Annotated in this window: 14 protein-coding genes; 4 read left to right on the forward strand and 10 right to left on the reverse strand. The window is 61.2% G+C overall.

Annotation, left to right across the window (positions count from 1 at the left end; translation table 11 throughout):
* Positions 1–186: 186 nt before the first annotated feature.
* The 5 genes from ACODSV_RS03845 to ACODSV_RS03865 are packed head-to-tail and all read right to left on the reverse strand — an operon-like array spanning position 187 to position 5748.
* A complete protein-coding gene (locus tag ACODSV_RS03845; protein WP_069076019.1) occupies positions 187–960 on the reverse strand; it encodes an enoyl-CoA hydratase in 774 nt (257 codons plus the stop codon).
* 11 nt (positions 961–971) lie between these two features.
* The gene (locus ACODSV_RS03850) at positions 972–2099 is read right to left on the reverse strand and encodes an acyl-CoA dehydrogenase (RefSeq protein WP_150095456.1); all 1128 of its coding nucleotides are present in this window, start codon (positions 2097–2099) and stop codon (positions 972–974) included.
* A gap of 12 nt (positions 2100–2111) precedes the next feature.
* Complete coding sequence (locus tag ACODSV_RS03855; protein WP_069076021.1) at positions 2112–3296, reverse strand: acetyl-CoA C-acyltransferase; 1185 nt, start codon at positions 3294–3296, stop codon at positions 2112–2114.
* Positions 3297–3308: 12 nt separating this feature from the next.
* Positions 3309–4076, reverse strand: coding sequence for an SDR family NAD(P)-dependent oxidoreductase (locus ACODSV_RS03860; protein WP_150055681.1), 768 nt, complete (start codon positions 4074–4076; stop codon positions 3309–3311).
* A 22-nt stretch (positions 4077–4098) separates the two neighbouring features.
* Entirely contained in the window at positions 4099–5748 is a 1650-nt protein-coding gene (locus ACODSV_RS03865) for an AMP-binding protein (protein WP_024075388.1), read from the reverse strand.
* A gap of 230 nt (positions 5749–5978) precedes the next feature.
* On the opposite strand from ACODSV_RS03865, the gene ACODSV_RS03870 reads away from it, so the two are divergent.
* From ACODSV_RS03870 to ACODSV_RS03885, 4 genes are all read left to right on the forward strand, one after another.
* Positions 5979–6872, forward strand: a complete 894-nt coding sequence (locus ACODSV_RS03870) for a bestrophin family protein (protein WP_150055680.1) — start codon at positions 5979–5981, stop codon at positions 6870–6872.
* 76 nt (positions 6873–6948) lie between these two features.
* The gene (locus tag ACODSV_RS03875; RefSeq protein ID WP_024075385.1) at positions 6949–8007 is read left to right on the forward strand and encodes a tetratricopeptide repeat protein; all 1059 of its coding nucleotides are present in this window, start codon (positions 6949–6951) and stop codon (positions 8005–8007) included.
* 135 nt (positions 8008–8142) lie between these two features.
* The gene (locus ACODSV_RS03880) at positions 8143–9642 is read left to right on the forward strand and encodes an ATPase domain-containing protein (protein ID WP_150055678.1); all 1500 of its coding nucleotides are present in this window, start codon (positions 8143–8145) and stop codon (positions 9640–9642) included.
* Positions 9642–11312 carry an ATP-binding protein gene (locus ACODSV_RS03885; RefSeq protein ID WP_024075383.1) on the forward strand — a complete coding sequence of 557 codons (1671 nt, stop codon included), beginning with the start codon at positions 9642–9644 and terminating at the stop codon, positions 11310–11312. The genes ACODSV_RS03880 and ACODSV_RS03885 overlap by 1 nt, the downstream gene beginning before the upstream one ends.
* An 89-nt stretch (positions 11313–11401) precedes the next feature.
* Here ACODSV_RS03885 and ACODSV_RS03890 read toward each other — a convergent pair whose 3' ends face one another.
* The 5 genes from ACODSV_RS03890 to ACODSV_RS03910 form a co-directional block, all read right to left on the reverse strand.
* The gene (locus ACODSV_RS03890) at positions 11402–11779 is read right to left on the reverse strand and encodes a response regulator (protein ID WP_003217591.1); all 378 of its coding nucleotides are present in this window, start codon (positions 11777–11779) and stop codon (positions 11402–11404) included.
* Between the two features lie 78 nt (positions 11780–11857).
* Positions 11858–13051, reverse strand: a complete 1194-nt coding sequence (locus ACODSV_RS03895; RefSeq protein ID WP_150095455.1) for a hybrid sensor histidine kinase/response regulator — start codon at positions 13049–13051, stop codon at positions 11858–11860.
* Positions 13045–13644 (reverse strand): chemotaxis protein CheB, encoded by a 600-nt coding sequence (locus tag ACODSV_RS03900; protein ID WP_150055676.1) that lies wholly within the window; start codon positions 13642–13644, stop codon positions 13045–13047. Before ACODSV_RS03900 ends, ACODSV_RS03895 begins: the two co-directional genes overlap by 7 nt.
* A complete protein-coding gene (locus ACODSV_RS03905; protein WP_024075380.1) occupies positions 13641–14471 on the reverse strand; it encodes a CheR family methyltransferase in 831 nt (276 codons plus the stop codon). The genes ACODSV_RS03900 and ACODSV_RS03905 overlap by 4 nt, the downstream gene beginning before the upstream one ends.
* On the reverse strand, positions 14472–17969 hold the full coding sequence (locus tag ACODSV_RS03910) for a response regulator (RefSeq protein WP_150055675.1): 3498 nt from the start codon (positions 17967–17969) through the stop codon (positions 14472–14474).
* Positions 17970–18076 lie beyond the last annotated feature (107 nt).

Raw genomic sequence — 18076 nt, forward strand, 5'->3', positions numbered from 1 at the left:
GGCGAGCGGGCTTGCCCCGCGTTGGGGCGCGAAGCGGCCCCAAAACCTGGCGATTTAATGTACCTGGATAAGCGCGGTGGCCTTATTGGGGCTGCTTCGCAGCCCAACGCGGGGCAAGCCCGCTCGCCACAACAGGCCCGCTCGTCACAACAAGTCCATTTGAACCCCGGTGTTCCGGATACCGGGTTATTTATCCTTGAACGCTGGCGCGCGCTTGGCCACGAACGCCGCCATCCCTTCCTTCTGATCCTGGGTGGCGAACGCTGCGTGGAACACCCGACGCTCAAAGCGCACACCTTCCGACAGGCTGACTTCAAACGCGCGGTTCACGCTTTCCTTGACCATCATGCTGATCGGTACCGACTTGCTGGCGATCAGGGTGGCGACTTTCAGCGCCTCGTCCAGCAGTTCATCGGCTGGCACGATACGCGCGACAATCCCGCAGCGCTCCGCTTCCACCGCGTCGATGAAGCGCCCGGTCAGGCACATTTCCATGGCCTTGGCCTTGCCCACCGCGCGGGTCAGGCGCTGGGTGCCGCCCATGCCTGGCAGGACGCCAAGGTTGATTTCCGGCTGGCCGAACTTGGCAGTGTCGCCGGCGAGGATAAAGTCGCACATCAGCGCCAGCTCACAGCCGCCGCCGAGGGCGAAGCCGTTGACTGCGGCGATGATCGGCTTGCGGCGGTTGGCCACGCGGTCGCTGTCGCTGAACAGGTCGTCGAGGTAGATCCGGGGGTAAGTCAGCTCGGCCATTTCCTTGATGTCGGCGCCGGCGGCGAAGGCTTTCTTCGAGCCGGTGAGCACGATGCAGCCGATTTCCGGGTTGGCTTCCAGGCTGTCGAGCGCCAGGTTCAGCTCACTGACCAGTTGCGCGTTCAGCGCGTTCAGGGCTTGCGGGCGGTTGAGGGTGATCAGTCCGACACGGCCCTGGACTTCGAGCAGGATGGTTTCGTAACTCATGTTTCGGCTCCTTAAAGATTGCGTGAAATGACCATGCGCTGGATATCGCTGGTGCCTTCGTAGATCTGGCAGACCCGCACATCGCGGTAGATCCGCTCCAGGGGGAAGTCGCTCAGGTAACCGTAACCGCCCAAGGTTTGCAAGGCGGCCGAACAGACTTTCTCGGCCATTTCCGAAGCGAACAGCTTGGCCATGGACGCCTCGACCAAGGCCGGTTTGCCGCTGTCACGCAGGGCGGCGGCGTAATGCACCATCTGACGGGCAACCGCGATTTGCGTGGCCATGTCCGCCAGGCGGAACGCCACGGCCTGGTGTTCGATCAAGGCTTTGCCAAAGCTTTCGCGTTCACGGGCGTAGTCGCGCGCCGCTTCGAACGCTGCGCGGGCCATGCCCACCGATTGCGAGGCAATACCGACGCGACCGCCCTCAAGGTTGGCCAGGGCGATACGGTAGCCTTCGCCCTCCTCGCCCAGGCGGTTCGCCACCGGCACCTTCACATCCTCAAACAGGATCTGGCAGGTGTCGGAGGCATGCTGCCCCAACTTGTCTTCAACCCGCGCCACGGTGTAGCCCGGTGAATTCGTCGGCACGATGAATGCGCTGATCCCGCGCTTGCCCGCGGCGGGATCGGTGACCGCAAACACGATCACGATCCCGGCGTTTTGCCCGGAGGTGATGAACTGTTTGCAGCCGTTCAACACGTAATGGTCGCCTTCCAGGCGCGCCCGGGTTTTCAGGCTGCTGGCATCGGAGCCCGCTTGGGGCTCAGTGAGGGCAAAGGCGCCGAGCATGGCGCCGCTGGCCAGGGGTTTGAGGAATTGTTCTTTCTGCTGATCGTTGCCGAACGTGAGAATCGGCACGCAACCGACGGAGTTGTGCACGCTCATGATGGTCGAGCACGCGCCGTCACCTGCGGCGATTTCTTCCAGGGCCATGGCATAGGCCAGGTAGCCGGTGTCGCAACCGCCCCATTGTTCCGGCACCAGCATGCCGAAAAAGCCCAATTCGGCCATTTCGCCGATGGCTTCCTTGGGAAAGCGGTGCTCGCGGTCCCATTCGGCGGCGAACGGTTTCAGGCCTTCCTGGGCAAATTGCCGGGCCGCGTCACTGATTTGCAGCTGTTCGTCATTCGGGAGCATGGTACAGAGTCCTTAATACAGGCATTCGACGGCCATGGCCGTGGCTTCACCACCGCCGATGCAAATGGCGGCAACGCCACGCTTGAGGCCTTTTTGGCGCAGGGCCGAAAGCAGCGTCACCAGGATCCGCGCGCCGGAGGCACCAATCGGGTGGCCCAGGGCGCAGGCGCCGCCATGGATATTGACCTTGTCGTGGGGAATCTCCAGCTTGCTCATGGTGACCAGGCTGACCACGGCAAAGGCCTCGTTGATTTCAAACAGGTCCACGTCGCCCAGGTTCCAGCCGGTCTTGCTCATCAGCTTGCGAATCGCCCCCACTGGCGCCACCGGGAACAGGCCCGGCTCGTCGGCAAACGCCGCATGCCCGTGGATCACCGCCAACGGCTTGAGCCCACGCTTGTGCGCCTCGGACTCACGCATCAGCAGCAACGCCGCCGCGCCATCGGAAATCGAACTGGAGTTGGCCGCAGTGACGGTGCCGCCTTCGCGGAAGGCCGGCTTCAGGCTGGCGATCTTGTCCAGCTTGGCCTTGGGGGGTTGCTCGTCGTGCAGGATGGTCTTCTGCTCTTTGCCCACGGTGACCTGCACCGGGACGATCTCGGCGGTGAAGCAGCCTTGGGTGATGGCCTGCTGCGCACGGGTCAGGGAGGCAATGGCGAAGGCGTCCTGGGCTTCACGGGTAAAGCCATTGTGCTCGGCGCAATCTTCGGCAAAGGTGCCCATCAGGCGGCCTTTGTCGTAGGCGTCTTCCAGGCCGTCGAGGAACATATGGTCGAGCACCTTGCCGTGGCCCATGCGGTAGCCGCTGCGGGCGCGGTCCAGCAGGTACGGTGCGTTGGACATGCTTTCCATGCCGCCGGCAACCACCACGTCGACGCTGCCCGCCAACAGCGAGTCATGGGCCAGGATGGTCGCTTCCATGCCCGAACCACACATCTTGTTGAGGGTGGTACAGCGCGTGGCCTTGTCCAGCCCGGCGCCGAGGGCCGCCTGGCGCGCAGGTGCCTGGCCGAGGCCGGCCGGCAGTACACAGCCGAACAACACCTCATCCACGGCATCGTTGGCGATACCGGCGCGCTCGACCACCGCGCGAATCGCGGCAGCGCCCAGTTGCGGCGCGGTCAGGCCCTTAAGGTCGCCCTGGAACCCGCCCATGGGCGTACGCGCGGCACTGACAATCACGATGGGATCATTCATGACGCATCCTCCTCACTTGGCTGCCATACGCAAGGCACCGTCGAGACGGATCACCTCGCCATTGAGCATGCTGTTTTCGATGATGTGCCGCACCAACGCGGCGTACTCGGCAGGTTTGCCCAGGCGTGGCGGGAATGGCACACCAGCGGCGAGAGAATCGCGGACTTCCGGGGCCATGCCCGCCATCATTGGCGTTTCGAAGATGCCCGGGGCGATGGTCATCACGCGAATGCCGAATCGCGCCAGTTCCCGTGCCGCCGGCAGGGTCAGGCTGGCGATAGCGCCTTTGGAAGCCGCATACGCCGCCTGGCCGATCTGCCCGTCAAACGCTGCGACCGACGCGGTGTTGATAATCACCCCGCGTTCGCCCTCGGCATTGGCTTCGGTTTCGGCGATAGCCGCTGCGGCCAGGCGCAGCAGGTTGAAGCTGCCGATCAGGTTGACGTTGATCACCTGGGCGAAGCTGGCCAACGCGTGGGGACCGTTCTTGCCGAGGATTTTCTCGCCACGCACCACGCCGGCGCAGTTAACCAGGCCATGCAGACCACCAAAGGCAGCCACGGCGGCCTTTACGGCGGCTTCGGCGGCGGCTTCCTGGCTGATATCCGCCACGGCGCTGCGGGCGTTGTCACCCAGTTGCCGGGCCTTGGCGGCGACGGCTTCAGCGTTCAGGTCCACCAGCATGACCTTGGCACCGGCCGCGATCAGCATCTCGGCCGTGGCCGCGCCGAGGCCCGAAGCGCCGCCGCTGACCAGAAAAACCTTGTTTTCAATCTGCATCATTGTTTCCTTGAAAGGTGGATCACGCCAACGCCGCTTGGGCCTTGGCGATTTCCTGGTTACGCAAGATAAAACGTTGCAGCTTGCCGCTCGGAGTCTTGGGCAAGTCGCTGACAAATTCGATTTCCCGCGGGTAGGCATGCGCGGCCAGGCGCTTGCGCACATGCAGGCGCAGCTCTTCGGCCAGCTCCGGGGTCGCTCGGTATTGCTCGTTGATCACCACAAAGGCTTTCACCAGCTCGGTGCGCTCCGGGTCGGGCTTGCCGACCACGGCGGCTTCGACCACGGCCGGGTGTTCAACCAGCGCGCTTTCCACGTCGAAGGGGCCGACCCGATAGCCGGAGGTGGTGATCACATCATCACTGCGCCCCACAAAGCTGATGCTGCCGTCCGGGTTCAATTCGACCGTGTCGCCACTGAGGTAGTACTTACCGACGAACGCCTTGGTCTTCACCCCGTCGTAGCCGGCGAACCAGCACATCGGCGATTGCTCGCGGTCAATGGCGAGAATGCCCGGTTGGCCGGCGGGCAGCTCCTGGTAATCGTCATCCAGCACCACGATGCGATGCCCCGGCGAAGCAAACCCAGCCGAGCCGATGTGTACCGGATGCGCCAGGCCATGATGGTTGCACAGCACCATGCCCAGTTCGGTCTGGCCGTAATGGTCGTGGATGGTGACGCCCAGGTTGTCGGCAAACCAGCGGATCACTTCCGGGTTCAACGGTTCGCCGGCGCTGCTGACAATACGCAGCTTGCCCTTGATCGAACGGGCGAACTGCTCGCCCCCGGCAATCAACAGGCGATAGGCCGTCGGCGAACCGGTGAGGTTGGTGATCCCGTATTTATTGATGACCCGGCAGGTGCTTTCCAGGGTGAACGGGCCGTCGTAGAAGGTGATCGGATGGCCCATGGACAACGGCCCGGTCACGCCGAAATAGATGCCGTAGGCCCAGCCCGGGTCGGCGACGTTCCAGAACGCGTCTTCAGGACGCAGGTCGACCGCATCACGGGTATAGCTCTGGAACGCAACGATGGCCTTGAGCGGTACCGACAAGGCTTTCGATGGCCCGGTGGTGCCCGAGGTGAACATCAGCAGGAACGGCTCTTCGGCGTCCAGCAGCACCGGCTCGCAGAGCTTGGAATAGTTGGGCAACTCGGCCCAGAAGCTGAAATCGCCCCGTACCAGGCCTTCACCTTTAGGGCCGGTGACCGTGACGATGGTCGGGCAGCCCTGAACCTCCGCGAGCTTGGGCCGATTCACCGCATCGGTGACCACCAGGGCTGCGCCGGAACTGTTCAAGCGGTGTTCAATGGCCTTGGGGCCAAAGGCGGTAAACAGTGGTTGATAGACCGCACCGATACGCCAGGTGGCGAACACCACCACCAGCAATTCAGCGGTGCGTGGCAACAGGCCGGCGACCTTGTCGCCACGCTTGACGCCCTGAGCCAGCAGGAAGTTGGCGAAGCGTGCCGCCTGGTCCTGCAACTCGCTGAAGGTGGACGTGGCGCTGCGCCCGTCCTTGCCCTCCCAGAACAACGCGATACGCCCCGGCAAGGCATGGCGGTCGCAACATTCAACACAGGCATTCAGGCCCTGCAGGTTGCCAGCCAAGGCGGCATCTACGGTGTGCTGGTAATCAAACTCGGTGGTGGCAGCCAAATACTCACGCATCGCTTTAAATCCTTCTGTATTTTTATTTTCAGGACGTAAACGGAACCCGTGAAATAGTCGCTCTAGAGCGTTGCAGCAGCAATGGTCAAAGCCATCAACCTGGCTGACTGGTTTGGCCAATGCCTTCTCATCATAGACCCCACCGATCAGCCGGTCGGCCCAAGCGATTGGACGGTTCGCCCGCCAGCTTCTAACCTGATGGCCTGCGCCACCGAAGAAGCCCCCTTGCGATGATCGTTCGCCCCAAACCCAACCTCCTGGGCATCCTGTTTTCCCTCAAGGGCTCGATTGCCAAGCGCATCGCCCTGCGCAGCCTGCTGGTGACATTGCTGGCCTCGGTGATCGTGCTGGTGGAAACCCTGCACCCCGCCTATTTCTCCAAGGTCAACGCTACGCCGTTCACGCTGCTGGGGCTGTCGCTGTCGATCTTCATGAGCTTTCGCAACAACGCCTGCTACGACCGCTGGTGGGAAGGTCGCAAGCAGTTGGGGCAGATGCTCATTGATGTGCGCTCGTTGATACGTGAAACCCAGGTGCTCGGCGACCCACTGGAACGGGCAAGCCTGTTGCGCGGCTTGTGCGGTTTTGCCCACGGTTTGATCGCGCGCCTGCGCCTGGAGGATGAAGCCCAGGCGATCAAGCCCTGGATCGGGGTGCCGGCGGCCCATCCCAATCTTCCCGACCAGGTCCTGCAACAGCTGGGCGCGCGGTTTTCCACGCTGACCGAACACGGCGTGATCAGTGAATGGCGCTACACCCAGCTCGAAACCCGCCTGGTCAGCCTCTGCCAGGTACAGGCTTCCTGCGAGCGGATCAAGGCCACGCCCCTGCCCTTTCCCTACACGCTGCTGCTGCATCGCACCATTTACCTGTTCTGCATTCTGTTGCCATTCGCCATGGCCGAACCGCTGGGATGGCTGACGCCGGTGTTCACCGCCATCGTCAGCTACACCTTCTTCGGCCTGGATGAAATCGGTGACGACCTGGAAGACCCGTTCGGCTTCGACGAGAACGACCTGCCCTGCAACGCCATCGTGCGCACCCTGGAGCGCGAGGTCCTCGCCGCCCTCGGTGCAACCGACCTTCCCCCTGCCCTGGAGCCGGTGGACTACGTGCTGACCTGATGCCGGTTTGACACTCGCCCTGGTCTGACCGAAGCTGAGCGCTTTGTAATAGCTGCCCAAGCTTTCGGACGCCTGCATGTCAAAGTCACGCCGTTACTCCATCGTCGGCCTGTGCGCCCTGTTGTTGATTGTGCTGATCACCTGGTATTTCTCACGCGCCACCCCGGTCGCGGTGCCCCCTGCTATCGCCCACGGTTATTCCAAGGCCCTGAAACAGGCGCACAACGGCGAACCGGGGGCGGCCCGCGTGCTGTATCAGCAGTTGGCCCGGCCAGACCTGTCCGACGAACGTCGCGCCGCGCTGCATGCCGAGTTGCCCAACTACCCCAGCCCCCAGGCCTTGAAATTGGCCGACAAGGACCTGGCCAATGAATCGCCACGGGTTCGTGAGGCGGCGATTCGCAGCATTGTCGGCCTGGTGCCCACCGGCCAGCGCACCCTGTTGCTCGGGCCACTCCTGGAGGACGCCGAGCAAAGCGTGCGCTTTGCCGCCGCCAACGCCTTGCTGGGGCTCTCGCCGGACACCCTGGGCCTGTATTTCGGGCCATTGCAGCAAGTGCTCGATGAATTCGTGAAAACGCTCAAGGCTCAGCCTGAAACGGCTGAAAGCTGGATCCAACTGGCGCGGCTCTACATCCACAGCGCGTTGCTGCCGGAGGCACAAAACGCCCTGGAACAGGCGATGCGCTTGCAGCCGGACAACCTGCAGGCCGTAGTCGCGCAAATTGAGCTGCTGGACAAACAAGGCAAGACCGACGAATCGCGCCAGTTGCTGGCTCGCCAATTGGCGGCGCACCCTGAGTCCGCCTACCTGCAACACGCCCTGGGCATGTGGCTGCTGCACCACGGCGAGCGCCCTTATGCGCTGCTCGGCCTGTCCAAGGCCGTGGAGCTGGAACCGGACAATCAGGATTACCGCTACGACCTCGCCACCACCCTGCATGCCCAGCAGGAACTCGAGGCCGCCCAGCGCCAGTTGGAAGAAATCATCCAGCGCCACCCTGCCAACCGCAAGGCGCGGGTGTTGCTGGTCAATTACTGGAAGGAAAGTGGCCAATTGCAAAATGTGCAGGTACTGCTGGCCCAACTTGAGCAACAGAATCCAGACGACCCGGCGCTGCAACAAGGTCTTTGACACCAGGCCTGCATAAGCCTTCAAAGCGGACAAATAGTACGATAGGTTGAACCGCCACAAGCCTCCACGGTCAAGAGTTTATGGCGCGCCCTGAGGCGGCGCCCCTTCTACTTGTACGTGACCCGAGGGCACTTCTTGTCTACATCCAAAGAGCTGTTCAGTGAAAAGGCGGCCACCGGTATCGAAGGTCTTGATGACATTCTTTCCGGTGGGCTCTCACGCAGCCATCTGTTCTTGCTGGAAGGCGAACCCGGCACCGGCAAAACCACCGTGGCGCTGCACTTCCTGCAAGCTGGGGCACACAACGGCGAGCGGTGTTTGTATATCACCTTGTCAGAGACCGAACGCGAGTTGCGCCAGGGCGCCAAATCCCATGGGTGGGAACTCGACGACCATATCCATATCTTCGAACTGACCCCGCCGGAAAGCCTGCTCAACGCCGACCAGCAGCAGAGCCTGCTGTATTCCTCCGACCTTGAACTGGGGGAAGCCACCCGGCAGATTTTTGAAGTGGTCGAGCGAGTCAAGCCGACCCGCGTGGTCATCGACAGCCTGTCGGAGATCCGGCTCCTGGCACAAAGTTCGCTGCGCTATCGCCGGCAGATCCTGGCGATCAAGCATTACTTCGTACGCTATGACGCCACGGTGCTGCTGCTGGATGACCTGACCACCGAATCCCTGGATAAAACCGTGCACAGCGTGGCCCACGGTGTGATTCGCCTGGAAGAGCTGACGCCCACCTATGGCGCTGAGCGGCGCCGTATACGCGTGGTGAAGTACCGTGGCCAGAAATACCGAGGCGGTTTCCACGATTTCACCATCATGGGCGATGGTATCCACGTGTTCCCGCGCCTGGTGGCAGCCGAACATCGCGGTGGCTACATCCGCGAGACCTTGAGCAGCGGTATTGCGCAGATGGATGCATTGATGGGCGGCGGCGTGGAGACCGGCTCCAGCAGCTTGATCCTGGGCCCTGCGGGGACCGGCAAGTCATTGATCTCGATGATCTTCGCCGCCGCGGCGGTCGCCCGTGGCGAAAAAGCCGCACTGTTCATCTTCGATGAAGAGCTGGGGCTATTGTTCGAACGCATGAAAAACATGGGCATCGACCTCGCCGCGATGCAAGCCACCGGCAACCTGCTGATCGAGCAGGTCGACGCAGCGGAGCTGTCGCCGGGCGAGTTTTCGCACCGCGTGCGCCGCTGCGTGGATGAGCGGGGTATCAAAACCGTGGTCATCGACAGCATCAACGGCTATCAGGCCGCCATGCCGGAAGAGAACGCGCTGATCCTGCATATGCATGAACTGCTGCTGTACCTCAACCGCCGGGGCGCTGCCACGTTCATGACCGTCGCTCAACACGGGCTGGTCGGCGATATGCAGACCCCCGTGGACATCACCTACCTGGCCGATACGGTCATCCTGCTGCGTTACTTCGAAGCATTGGGCAAAGTGCGTCGGGCCATCTCGATCATCAAGAAACGTACCGGCTCCCATGAATCGACGATCCGCGAATACCGTATCGGCAGCAGTGGCATGACCGTGGGCGAGCCCCTCGACAACTTCCAGGGTGTATTGCGCGGTATTCCGATCTTCACGGGCTCCGGCTCACCCTTGCTCAAGGAAGAGGGATAGTGAGCGGTTTTTCCCCCCTCTCCGAGCGCGCAATCATCCTCGCACCCTTGGGGCGCGATGGTTCTCTGGCGCTGATGATGCTCAACGAAGCCGGCTACAGCGGTATGGTAGCCAGCAACCTGAACATGCTCTGCGACGCCTTGGAGCACGGTGCCGGCCTGCTGGTGATCGCCGCTGAAGCCTTGCGCGGGGTCGACCTCGAACCGCTGCTGGATCACCTGCATCAGCAGCCGGCCTGGTCAGACCTGCCGATTGTGCTGATGACCCACCACGGCGGCAGCGAACAGAATGGCTCCTCGCACCTGAGCGGGTTGCTGGGCAACGTGACCTTCCTGGAGCGGCCTTTCCATCCGGTGACGCTGATCAGCCTGGTCAGCGCCGCCCTGCGTGGTCGACGCCGGCAATACGAAGCCCGCGACCGCCTGGTGGACCTGAGCGAAAGCGAACTGCGCCTGCAACGCACCCTGGAAACCCTCGAACAACAAGTCGAGGAACGCACGGCCCAACTGCGCAGCAACGAAGAGGCATTACGCCAATCGCAGAAAATGGAAGCGGTCGGACAGTTGACCGGCGGTATCGCCCATGACTTCAACAACATGCTGACGGGGATCATCGGCAGCCTGGAGCTGCTGCGAAGGCGCGTATCGCGGGGCAAGCTGGATGACCTCGATAGCCTGATTGATTTGGGGGTGACGTCCGCCAACCGTGCTGCCGGCCTCACCCATCGTTTGCTGGCGTTCTCGCGCCGCCAATCGCTGGATTCCAAACCCGTGGACATCAACCAACTGGTCGCTTCCATGGGAGAGTTATTGCAACGCAGCATCAACGAAAGCATCGACCTCGACATGCACCTGACTGATGGCTTATGGACCGCCGAAGCCGACCCCAATCAACTGGAAAGTGCCCTGCTCAACCTGGTGATCAACGCGCGGGATGCCATGCCCGGCGGCGGCAAACTGCTGGTTGACACCACCAACCGCCATCTGGACAGCGTTTTCACGGCGGCCTACGGCACCTTGAAGCCCGGTGACTATGTAGAACTCAGCATCAGTGATACCGGCTGCGGTATTCCGGAACACTTGATGGGCCGAGTCTTCGATCCGTTCTTCACCACCAAGCCCATTGGCCAGGGCACGGGCCTGGGGTTATCGATGATCTACGGCTTTGCCCGTCAGTCCCACGGCCATGTGACGATCCACAGCGAAGTGGGCAAAGGCACCACCGTCAGCCTGTTCCTGCCGCGCTTTGTGGGCGAGCTCACCGCGCTGGAGGCCGACAACCCGACGTTGCTGCCCTTTGCCAATGCGGGTGAAACGGTATTGATCGTTGAGGACGACCCGGCCGTACGCGTATTGGTCTGCGCGGTACTGAAGGAGCTGGGCTACGGTTTTGTCGAAGCGGGAGATGCCGACGCGGCGCTGCCGATTATCGAGTCCGAACAACGCATTGACCTGATGATCAGCGACGTCGGCCTGCCCGGTATGAACGGGCGGCAGTTGGCAGAAATCGGTCGCCAGATACGCCCGGATCTCAAAGTACTGTTCATCACCGGTTATGCCGAACACGCCGCCGTGCGCGGTGGTTTCCTCGACCCGGGAATGCAGTTGATCACCAAGCCATTCACCTTTGATCTGTTAACGGCGAAGGTCAGGGAGATGATTCAGGCGTGACGCGGGTAAACGGACCGATCTAGGCGGCAATCCGTTGGTTCGATTTAAAGCAGTGTCCCCTCATGCGGACACTGTCGCCTTGGGCTGTTTCAAGCTAAAAGTCGCTGGATATGCTCTTGCAGCGTATCCAGGTCAAACGGCTTGGCCAAAATCGGCGCATTACGCGTGATCGGGCTATTACAGTCGAGGATTTCCTGCGGGTAGCCGCTGATAAAGATGACTTTCAACTCCGGCCGCAATTTGATCGCCGGCTCGGCGATCTGCACCCCGGAGATTCCCCCAGGCAGGCGATAATCTGTGACCATCAGGTCCAAGTGTGGCTTGGTTGCGAGGATTTCAAACGCCTGCTCCCCATCGATGGCCTTCAATACCCGGTAACCCAGGCCGGCCAGGTATTCACCCAGCACGAACATAATGGATTCGTCGTCTTCGACGATCAGTACGACATCTTGTGCATCTTCACTCATGGGAAGCCTTTGTTCGGTCATTTGCTGCAAATACGACCATAGGGTCATGCAGAGGTTGCGTCGAGGTGACGATTGATTTCACACCGGCGCATCCAGGGGCAGGCACACCCGGAACAGCGCGCCCTCGCCTATCTGGCTCTCGACTTCGATGGTGCCGCCGTGGGCCGCCACGATCTGCTCGGAAATAAACAGCCCCAGGCCCAGGCCCGCGGCTACATGGCTGGCGGATACGCGCTCGAACTGCTGGAAAATCCGCTTCTGGTTGTCTTCGCTGATCCCGATACCATGATCACGCACTTCCACCCGCGCCTCGCCGTGCACGGCATAGACGCGCACCTCCACCGGGCTCTTGGCCCCGTAGCGCAACGCATTGGTCAGCAGGTTGGAGACCACCTGCTCGATACGGAACTCGTCCCAGTTGCCCTCCACCGGCCCGTCGGCGTCCAGTTGCATCGACGACTCGGCGGCCGCCACCTGGGGGGCAAAGTTCTCCAGCAGGTTGCGTACCAATTGCGTCAAGTCAAAGCGTGCCGGGCGAATCGACAGCTTGCCGGTGCGGATACGCGACACATCGAGCATGTCTTCGATCAAGCGGATCAGGCTCTGGATCTGGCGCTCATCGCGGTCGACCATCGCGTGCATCTTGTCCAGGGTAAACGCGGCGGCGTTATCCCGCGCCAGGTGCATCTTGCGCAGTTGGGTTTCGAGGATCAGCCCGTTGAGCGGTGTACGAACCTCATGGGCAACGATCGACATAAAGTCATCGCGCATGCGCACTGCCTGTTCCAGTTCAGCCTGGGTGGCCTGCAGGCGCGTCAACAGCAGTTCCTGTTCGCGGCGACTGCGCTCAAGGGCTTCGACCTGCAGTTTCATCGCCTTGCTCTGGCGGTAGAGGTCGACGAACACATTGACTTTGCTCTTCACCGCATGGATGTCCAGGGGTTTGTGCAGGAAGTCCACGGCGCCACTTTCGTAGCCCTTGAAGGCGTAATTCAGTTCGCGGCCCGCGGCGCTGACGAACACAATCGGGATGTTCTTGGTTTTCTCGGTACCGCGCATCAGTTCGGCCAGCTCGAAACCGTTCATGCCGGGCATCTGCACATCGAGGATCGCCATGGCGAACTCATGCTCCAGCAACAACGACAAGGCCTCGTCGGCGCTCAAGGCCTTGAAGACCTGGCGATCCTCGCGCTTGATCAGCGCCTCGAGGGCCAGCAGGTTTTCCGGCAGATCGTCGACGATCAGCAGTTTGGCCTGGACAGTACTTAACATGGGGAAGATTCCAGGGAAGCCAGCAAGGAGGCAATGCGGCTCAAGGTCAGAATATGGTCGGGTGTGTGCAGGGCCAGGGCTGCCCGTGGCATCACCGCAATACGTGCTTCGTCGGGGTCCTGTACAACCGTGGTGCCACCGCTGTGCTTGACCTGCATCAGGCCATGGGCGCCGTCATGGTTGGCGCCGGTCAACAGAATCGCGAGCAGGCCCTTGCCATAGGTATCGGCGGCGGAGGCGAACAGGTAGTCGATGGCAGGCCGGGAATGATGTACCCGGTCTTCCTGGCTCAGGGACAGGCTGCGATCATGCTCCACCGACAAGTGATAGCCAGGGCCGGCGAAATACAAGGTGCCCGGCTCGATCGCTTCTTTGTCCTGGCCTTCCCGTACCGGGATGCGCAGCCGCCGTGAAAAAACCTCGGCCAACTGGCTGCGGCGCTCATCCGGCAGGTGCAGCACGGCGACGATCGGCAGACCGAAGGTGTCGGGCAAGTCACTGAAAATACTCAGCAACGCCTCGACCCCGCCAGCGGAAGCGCCGACGACGATGGCTTCAATCCCGCGAATCGGGTTGGCGGCGGCGTCGTTCATGATTTTCGGTAGATCCGTTCCTGCTTGACCAGGGGTTCGAATTGCTTGCTGTAGCCGGAAAATTCCAGGGTTTCCTTGCTGCCCAGCACCAGGAAGCCGCGATGGCACAGCGACTCATGAAACAATCCAAACGCCCTGTCTTGCAACTTTTTATTGAAATAAATCAGAACATTACGGCATGAAATTAATTGAGTTTCTGAGAACACGCTATCGGTCGCCAGGCTATGGTCAGCGAAGGTCACATTCTCACGCAGCGTCTTGTCGAAGATCGCGTAATCGTAAGCCGCGGTGTAGTAGTCGGCAAATGAACGCTGCCCGCCAGCCTGCTGGTAGTTGGCAGTGTAGGCGCGGACATTCTCCAGAGAAAAGATCCCCTGCTTGGCTTTGTCCAGGGACGCCGGGTTGATATCGGTGGCGTAGATGATGGTGCGCTCCAGCAACCCTTCTTCACGCAGCAGGATCGCCATGGAGTACACCTCCTCCCCCGTGCTGCAGCCGGCGATCCAGATCTTGATCGACGGGTAGGTCTTGAGCAGCGGCACCACTTCCTGGCGGATCGCAAGGAAGTGCGACGGGTCGCGAAACATCTCGCTGACCGGAATCGTCAGGAATTGCAGCAATTGCATGAACGCCGCCGGGTCGTGCAGCACCCGCTCCTGCAGCGCCGAAATGGTCGCGCAGTCGAACTGGCGCAGGGCGTGAGCCACGCGGCGTTTTACCGACGCACCGGAATAGTCGCGAAAGTCATAGCTGTACTTGAGGTAAATCGCCTCGATCAGCAGGCGCAGCTCAATATCGCTGCTTTTTTCCAAAAAACTTCGCTCCACTTAAATGCGTTCCATCTTCGGTAGCCATACGCGGATCAGCGAGAACAGGCGATCCAGGTCAATCGGCTTGGCCAGGTAATCGTTGGAACCCGCCGCAAGGCAGCGCTCCTGATCGTCCTTCATGGCCTTGGCGGTGACGGCAATGATCGGTAGTTTTTTCCAGCGCGGGTCCTGGCGAATCAAGGTGGTGGCTTCGTAACCGTCCATCTCGGGCATCATCACATCCATCAGCACCAGGTCGATATCGTCGATCTCATTGAGTCTATCGATGGCTTCACGACCGTTACGCCCGATGACCACCACAGCCCCCTTGTGCTCCAAGGCACTGGTCAGGGCGAAAATGTTGCGCACATCGTCGTCCACCAACAGAATCTTGCGGCCTTCGAACACCTTGTCGCGGCTGCGGGCAGTCTTGAGCATCGTCTGGCGTTCATGGGACAGCTGGGATTCGACTTTGTGCAGAAAGAGTGTCACCTCGTCCAGCAGGCGCTCCGGGGAACGGGCACCCTTGATGATGATCGAGCGCGAATACTTGCGCAGTTCGGTCTCTTCATCGCGGGTCAGGTTGCGCCCGGTGTAGACAATCACCGGCGGGAACGAGCAGATATCCTCGGTGGCCATGCGCTTGAGCAACTCGTTGCCGAGCATGTCGGGCAGCTTGAGGTCGATGATCATGCAGTCATAGACGTTGGCGCGCAGCAGGTCGAGGGCCTCCTGGGCAAAGCCGACGGCGGTGATTTCGATGTCATCGTCGCCGATCAGGCGGGCAATGCTGTCGCGTTGCAGGTCATCGTCCTCCACCAGCAGCACGCGCTTGACCTTCTGGGTCAGCTTGGCTTCCAGGCGCGCAAACACGTCCTTGAGCTCTTCGCGGGTGGTGGGCTTGACCGCATAGCCGATGGCGCCCATATGCATGGCGGCTTCGACGCGGTCTTCCACGGAAATCACATGCACCGGGATATGCCGGGTATTGGCATGTTCCTTGAGGCGCTGCAACACGGTCAGGCCCGAATGATCCGGCAGGCGCATGTCAAGCAGGATGGCATCGGGAATGTATTCCTCGGCCAGGCTGTAGCCTTCGTCTGCGCCATGGGCCACCAGGCAGTGATAACCCAACTCATGGGCCAGGTCGAACAGGATGCGGGCGAAGTTCGGCTCGTCTTCCACCACCAGGATGCAACGGGTGGTAAACGGGGCTTTCTCGCGATCGTCGGCAAACCGTGGGATCTGTTTGGCGTCCGCGATCGGCAAGGGTGATACCGCGATCGGCTTGGGCGCCGGGACCGCAACCACCTGGCGTGGCGGCTCGATAGGCGCCGCGTCTTCCTCACGCTCGATGTACTGCTCCGGCAACACCAGGGTAAATACGCTGCCCTTACCCGGCTCGCTGGTCACGCTGATATAGCCGCCGAGCAAGGTGGCCAGGTCGCGGGAAATCGACAGCCCCAGGCCCGTACCGCCGTAACGGCGGTTGGTGGTGCCGTCGGCCTGGCGGAAGGCTTCGAAGATACTTTCCTGCTGGTCCGGGGCAATACCGATGCCCGAATCACGCACGGTAAAGGCAATGCCCTCACCCGGCGCCCGGGAGACCGACAGGCTGACTTCACCTTGCTCGGTGAACTTGATGGCGTTGGACAGCAGGTTCTTGAGGATCTGCTCCAGGCGTTGGCGGTCGGTGAACAGCATGGTCGGCGAGCCTTCCAGCACTTCGACCTGGAACGCCAGCTTGCGATCGGCGGCGAGCGGTTCGAACATCCCGCGCAGGCCGTCGACCAGGCGCGCCACACTGGAGTTTTCCGGGCGCACCTCCAGTTTGCCGGCTTCCACCTTGGAAATATCCAGGATGTCGTTGATCAGATTGAGCAGGTCATTACCCGCCGAATAGATCGACTCGGCGAACTTGACCTGCTCGGCACTGAGGTTTTCCTGGGGGTTCTCGGCCAACAGCTTGGCCAGAATCAACGAGCTGTTCAGCGGCGTACGCAGCTCGTGGGACATGTTGGCGAGGAACTCGGACTTGTACTTGCTGGAGCGCTGCAACTCTTCGGCGCGGTCCTCGAGTTCGAGCTGGGCCTGGTTGAGTTCGACGTTCTTGCGGTCCATGGCGTCGCGCTGCTCCGCCAGGGTCTGGGTCTGCTCGGCCAACTGCTCGTTGGTTTGCTCCAGTTCCGCCTGTTGGGTCTCAAGGTGGGCCTGGGACTCCTTGAGGATGCGCGACTGCTCTTCGAGTTCTTCGTTGGCGGTCTTGAGCTCTTCCTGCTGCACTTGCAGCTCTTCGTTGAGCTGCTGGGTCTCGGCCAGCACTTCCTGCAGGCGCTGGCGATAACGCGCGGCTTCGATGGAAGTGCCGATATTCCCGGCGATCAGCTCCAGCAAATCGACGTCACGCTCTTCCAGAGGGCGCAGGAAACCCAGTTCGATCACACCGTTGACCCGGTCATCGTTGCTCGTCGGCATCACCATCACGCTGCGCGTGGCGCCTTCGCCCAGGCCGGAGCTGACCTTGAAGTAGTCCACTGGCACGTCGTCGAGGCGAATCAGGCGATCCAGCTGGGCAGCCTGCCCGACGATACCTTCGTCACTGTAGATCGACTGTTCCTGCTGCTCCTGCTCGCGGGAGAAGCCGTACGTGGCCACGCGCTTGAGGCCGCCGTGTTCTTCGCGCACATACAGCGCCGCGACGGCCGAGCCCATGTACTGGGCGAAGAACTGCAAGATATTGCGGCCCAGCATGTTCAAGGTCAGTTGGCCGAGGACCTGTTCGGCCAACTCGGTCTGGCCATTACGCAACCAGGCTTGCCGCTCGAGACGCTGCGCGATCTTCTGTTGTGACGCGAGGTTTGCGCTGTAACTATTGGATAAGGAAAGTAAATTTTTACGACCGATGTAGGCCAGAAAGCCACTCAACCCGAGTACAAATGCCAGGTACAAGCTGACGCTGATGACCGTGGTACGGGTGACGTCTTCGTTGCGGGCGATACGGAACTGCTGCTCCATCGCCACCGCATCGTCGTATCCCTTGCGAATTTCGTCGGTCAGGCGCTTGCCGCGGCCGGCCTTCACAGCGCTACGGAAATCACCGCTCTCCCGCTGCATATCAATCATCGATTGGGCGTACTTGTTCCACTCGATCTGCAAGGCTTCCAAGCGCTTGAGGCGGTCCACCTGCTGGGGGTTGTCCGCCACCAGGTCCTGCAAATTGCGCAAATCGGCAATGATGCGAGGCTTGGCCACTTCATACGGATCGAGGAAATGTTCGTCACCGGTGATCAGAAAACCGCGCATGCCGGTTTCCAGGTCGACGGTCAGCTTTGACGTCTCATTGAGGTTGTTGATGACCCGGTCGGTGTGCTCCACCCACTGGATTACCGACAGCAAATAAGTGATCAGGCAGACGAAAAATACCGCGCTGAGCACGCCCACGCCCAGGGGCAGCGCGACGTTTCGGCCCAGCAGTGTACGAAAGCTCTTTTCATCGACAGTCGACGCGGGAGTCATGGGCATGCCTTGGCCAATTCAGAAAAACGAGGAGTTTGCCCCAAAGTTGCGCGCGAACGCTATTTTTCTGTATTGATTCGGCTGCTTAAATATCAGGCTGCTTGGCT

The sequence above is a fragment of the Pseudomonas sp. FG86 genome, from assembly GCF_057808775.1.

What these genes read in the sequence shown, in the direction of transcription:
- ACODSV_RS03845 (WP_069076019.1), bottom strand. Translation starts at nt 960, where the DNA reads ATGAGTTACGAAACCATCCTGCTCGAAGTCCAGGGCCGTGTCGGACTG.
- ACODSV_RS03850 (WP_150095456.1), bottom strand. Translation starts at nt 2,099, where the DNA reads ATGCTCCCGAATGACGAACAGCTGCAAATCAGTGACGCGGCCCGGCAA.
- ACODSV_RS03855 (WP_069076021.1), bottom strand. Translation starts at nt 3,296, where the DNA reads ATGAATGATCCCATCGTGATTGTCAGTGCCGCGCGTACGCCCATGGGC.
- ACODSV_RS03860 (WP_150055681.1), bottom strand. Translation starts at nt 4,076, where the DNA reads ATGCAGATTGAAAACAAGGTTTTTCTGGTCAGCGGCGGCGCTTCGGGC.
- ACODSV_RS03865 (WP_024075388.1), bottom strand. Translation starts at nt 5,748, where the DNA reads ATGCGTGAGTATTTGGCTGCCACCACCGAGTTTGATTACCAGCACACC.
- ACODSV_RS03870 (WP_150055680.1), top strand. Translation starts at nt 5,979, where the DNA reads ATGATCGTTCGCCCCAAACCCAACCTCCTGGGCATCCTGTTTTCCCTC.
- ACODSV_RS03875 (WP_024075385.1), top strand. Translation starts at nt 6,949, where the DNA reads ATGTCAAAGTCACGCCGTTACTCCATCGTCGGCCTGTGCGCCCTGTTG.
- ACODSV_RS03890 (WP_003217591.1), bottom strand. Translation starts at nt 11,779, where the DNA reads ATGAGTGAAGATGCACAAGATGTCGTACTGATCGTCGAAGACGACGAA.
- ACODSV_RS03895 (WP_150095455.1), bottom strand. Translation starts at nt 13,051, where the DNA reads ATGTTAAGTACTGTCCAGGCCAAACTGCTGATCGTCGACGATCTGCCG.
- ACODSV_RS03900 (WP_150055676.1), bottom strand. Translation starts at nt 13,644, where the DNA reads ATGAACGACGCCGCCGCCAACCCGATTCGCGGGATTGAAGCCATCGTC.
- ACODSV_RS03910 (WP_150055675.1), bottom strand. Translation starts at nt 17,969, where the DNA reads ATGACTCCCGCGTCGACTGTCGATGAAAAGAGCTTTCGTACACTGCTG.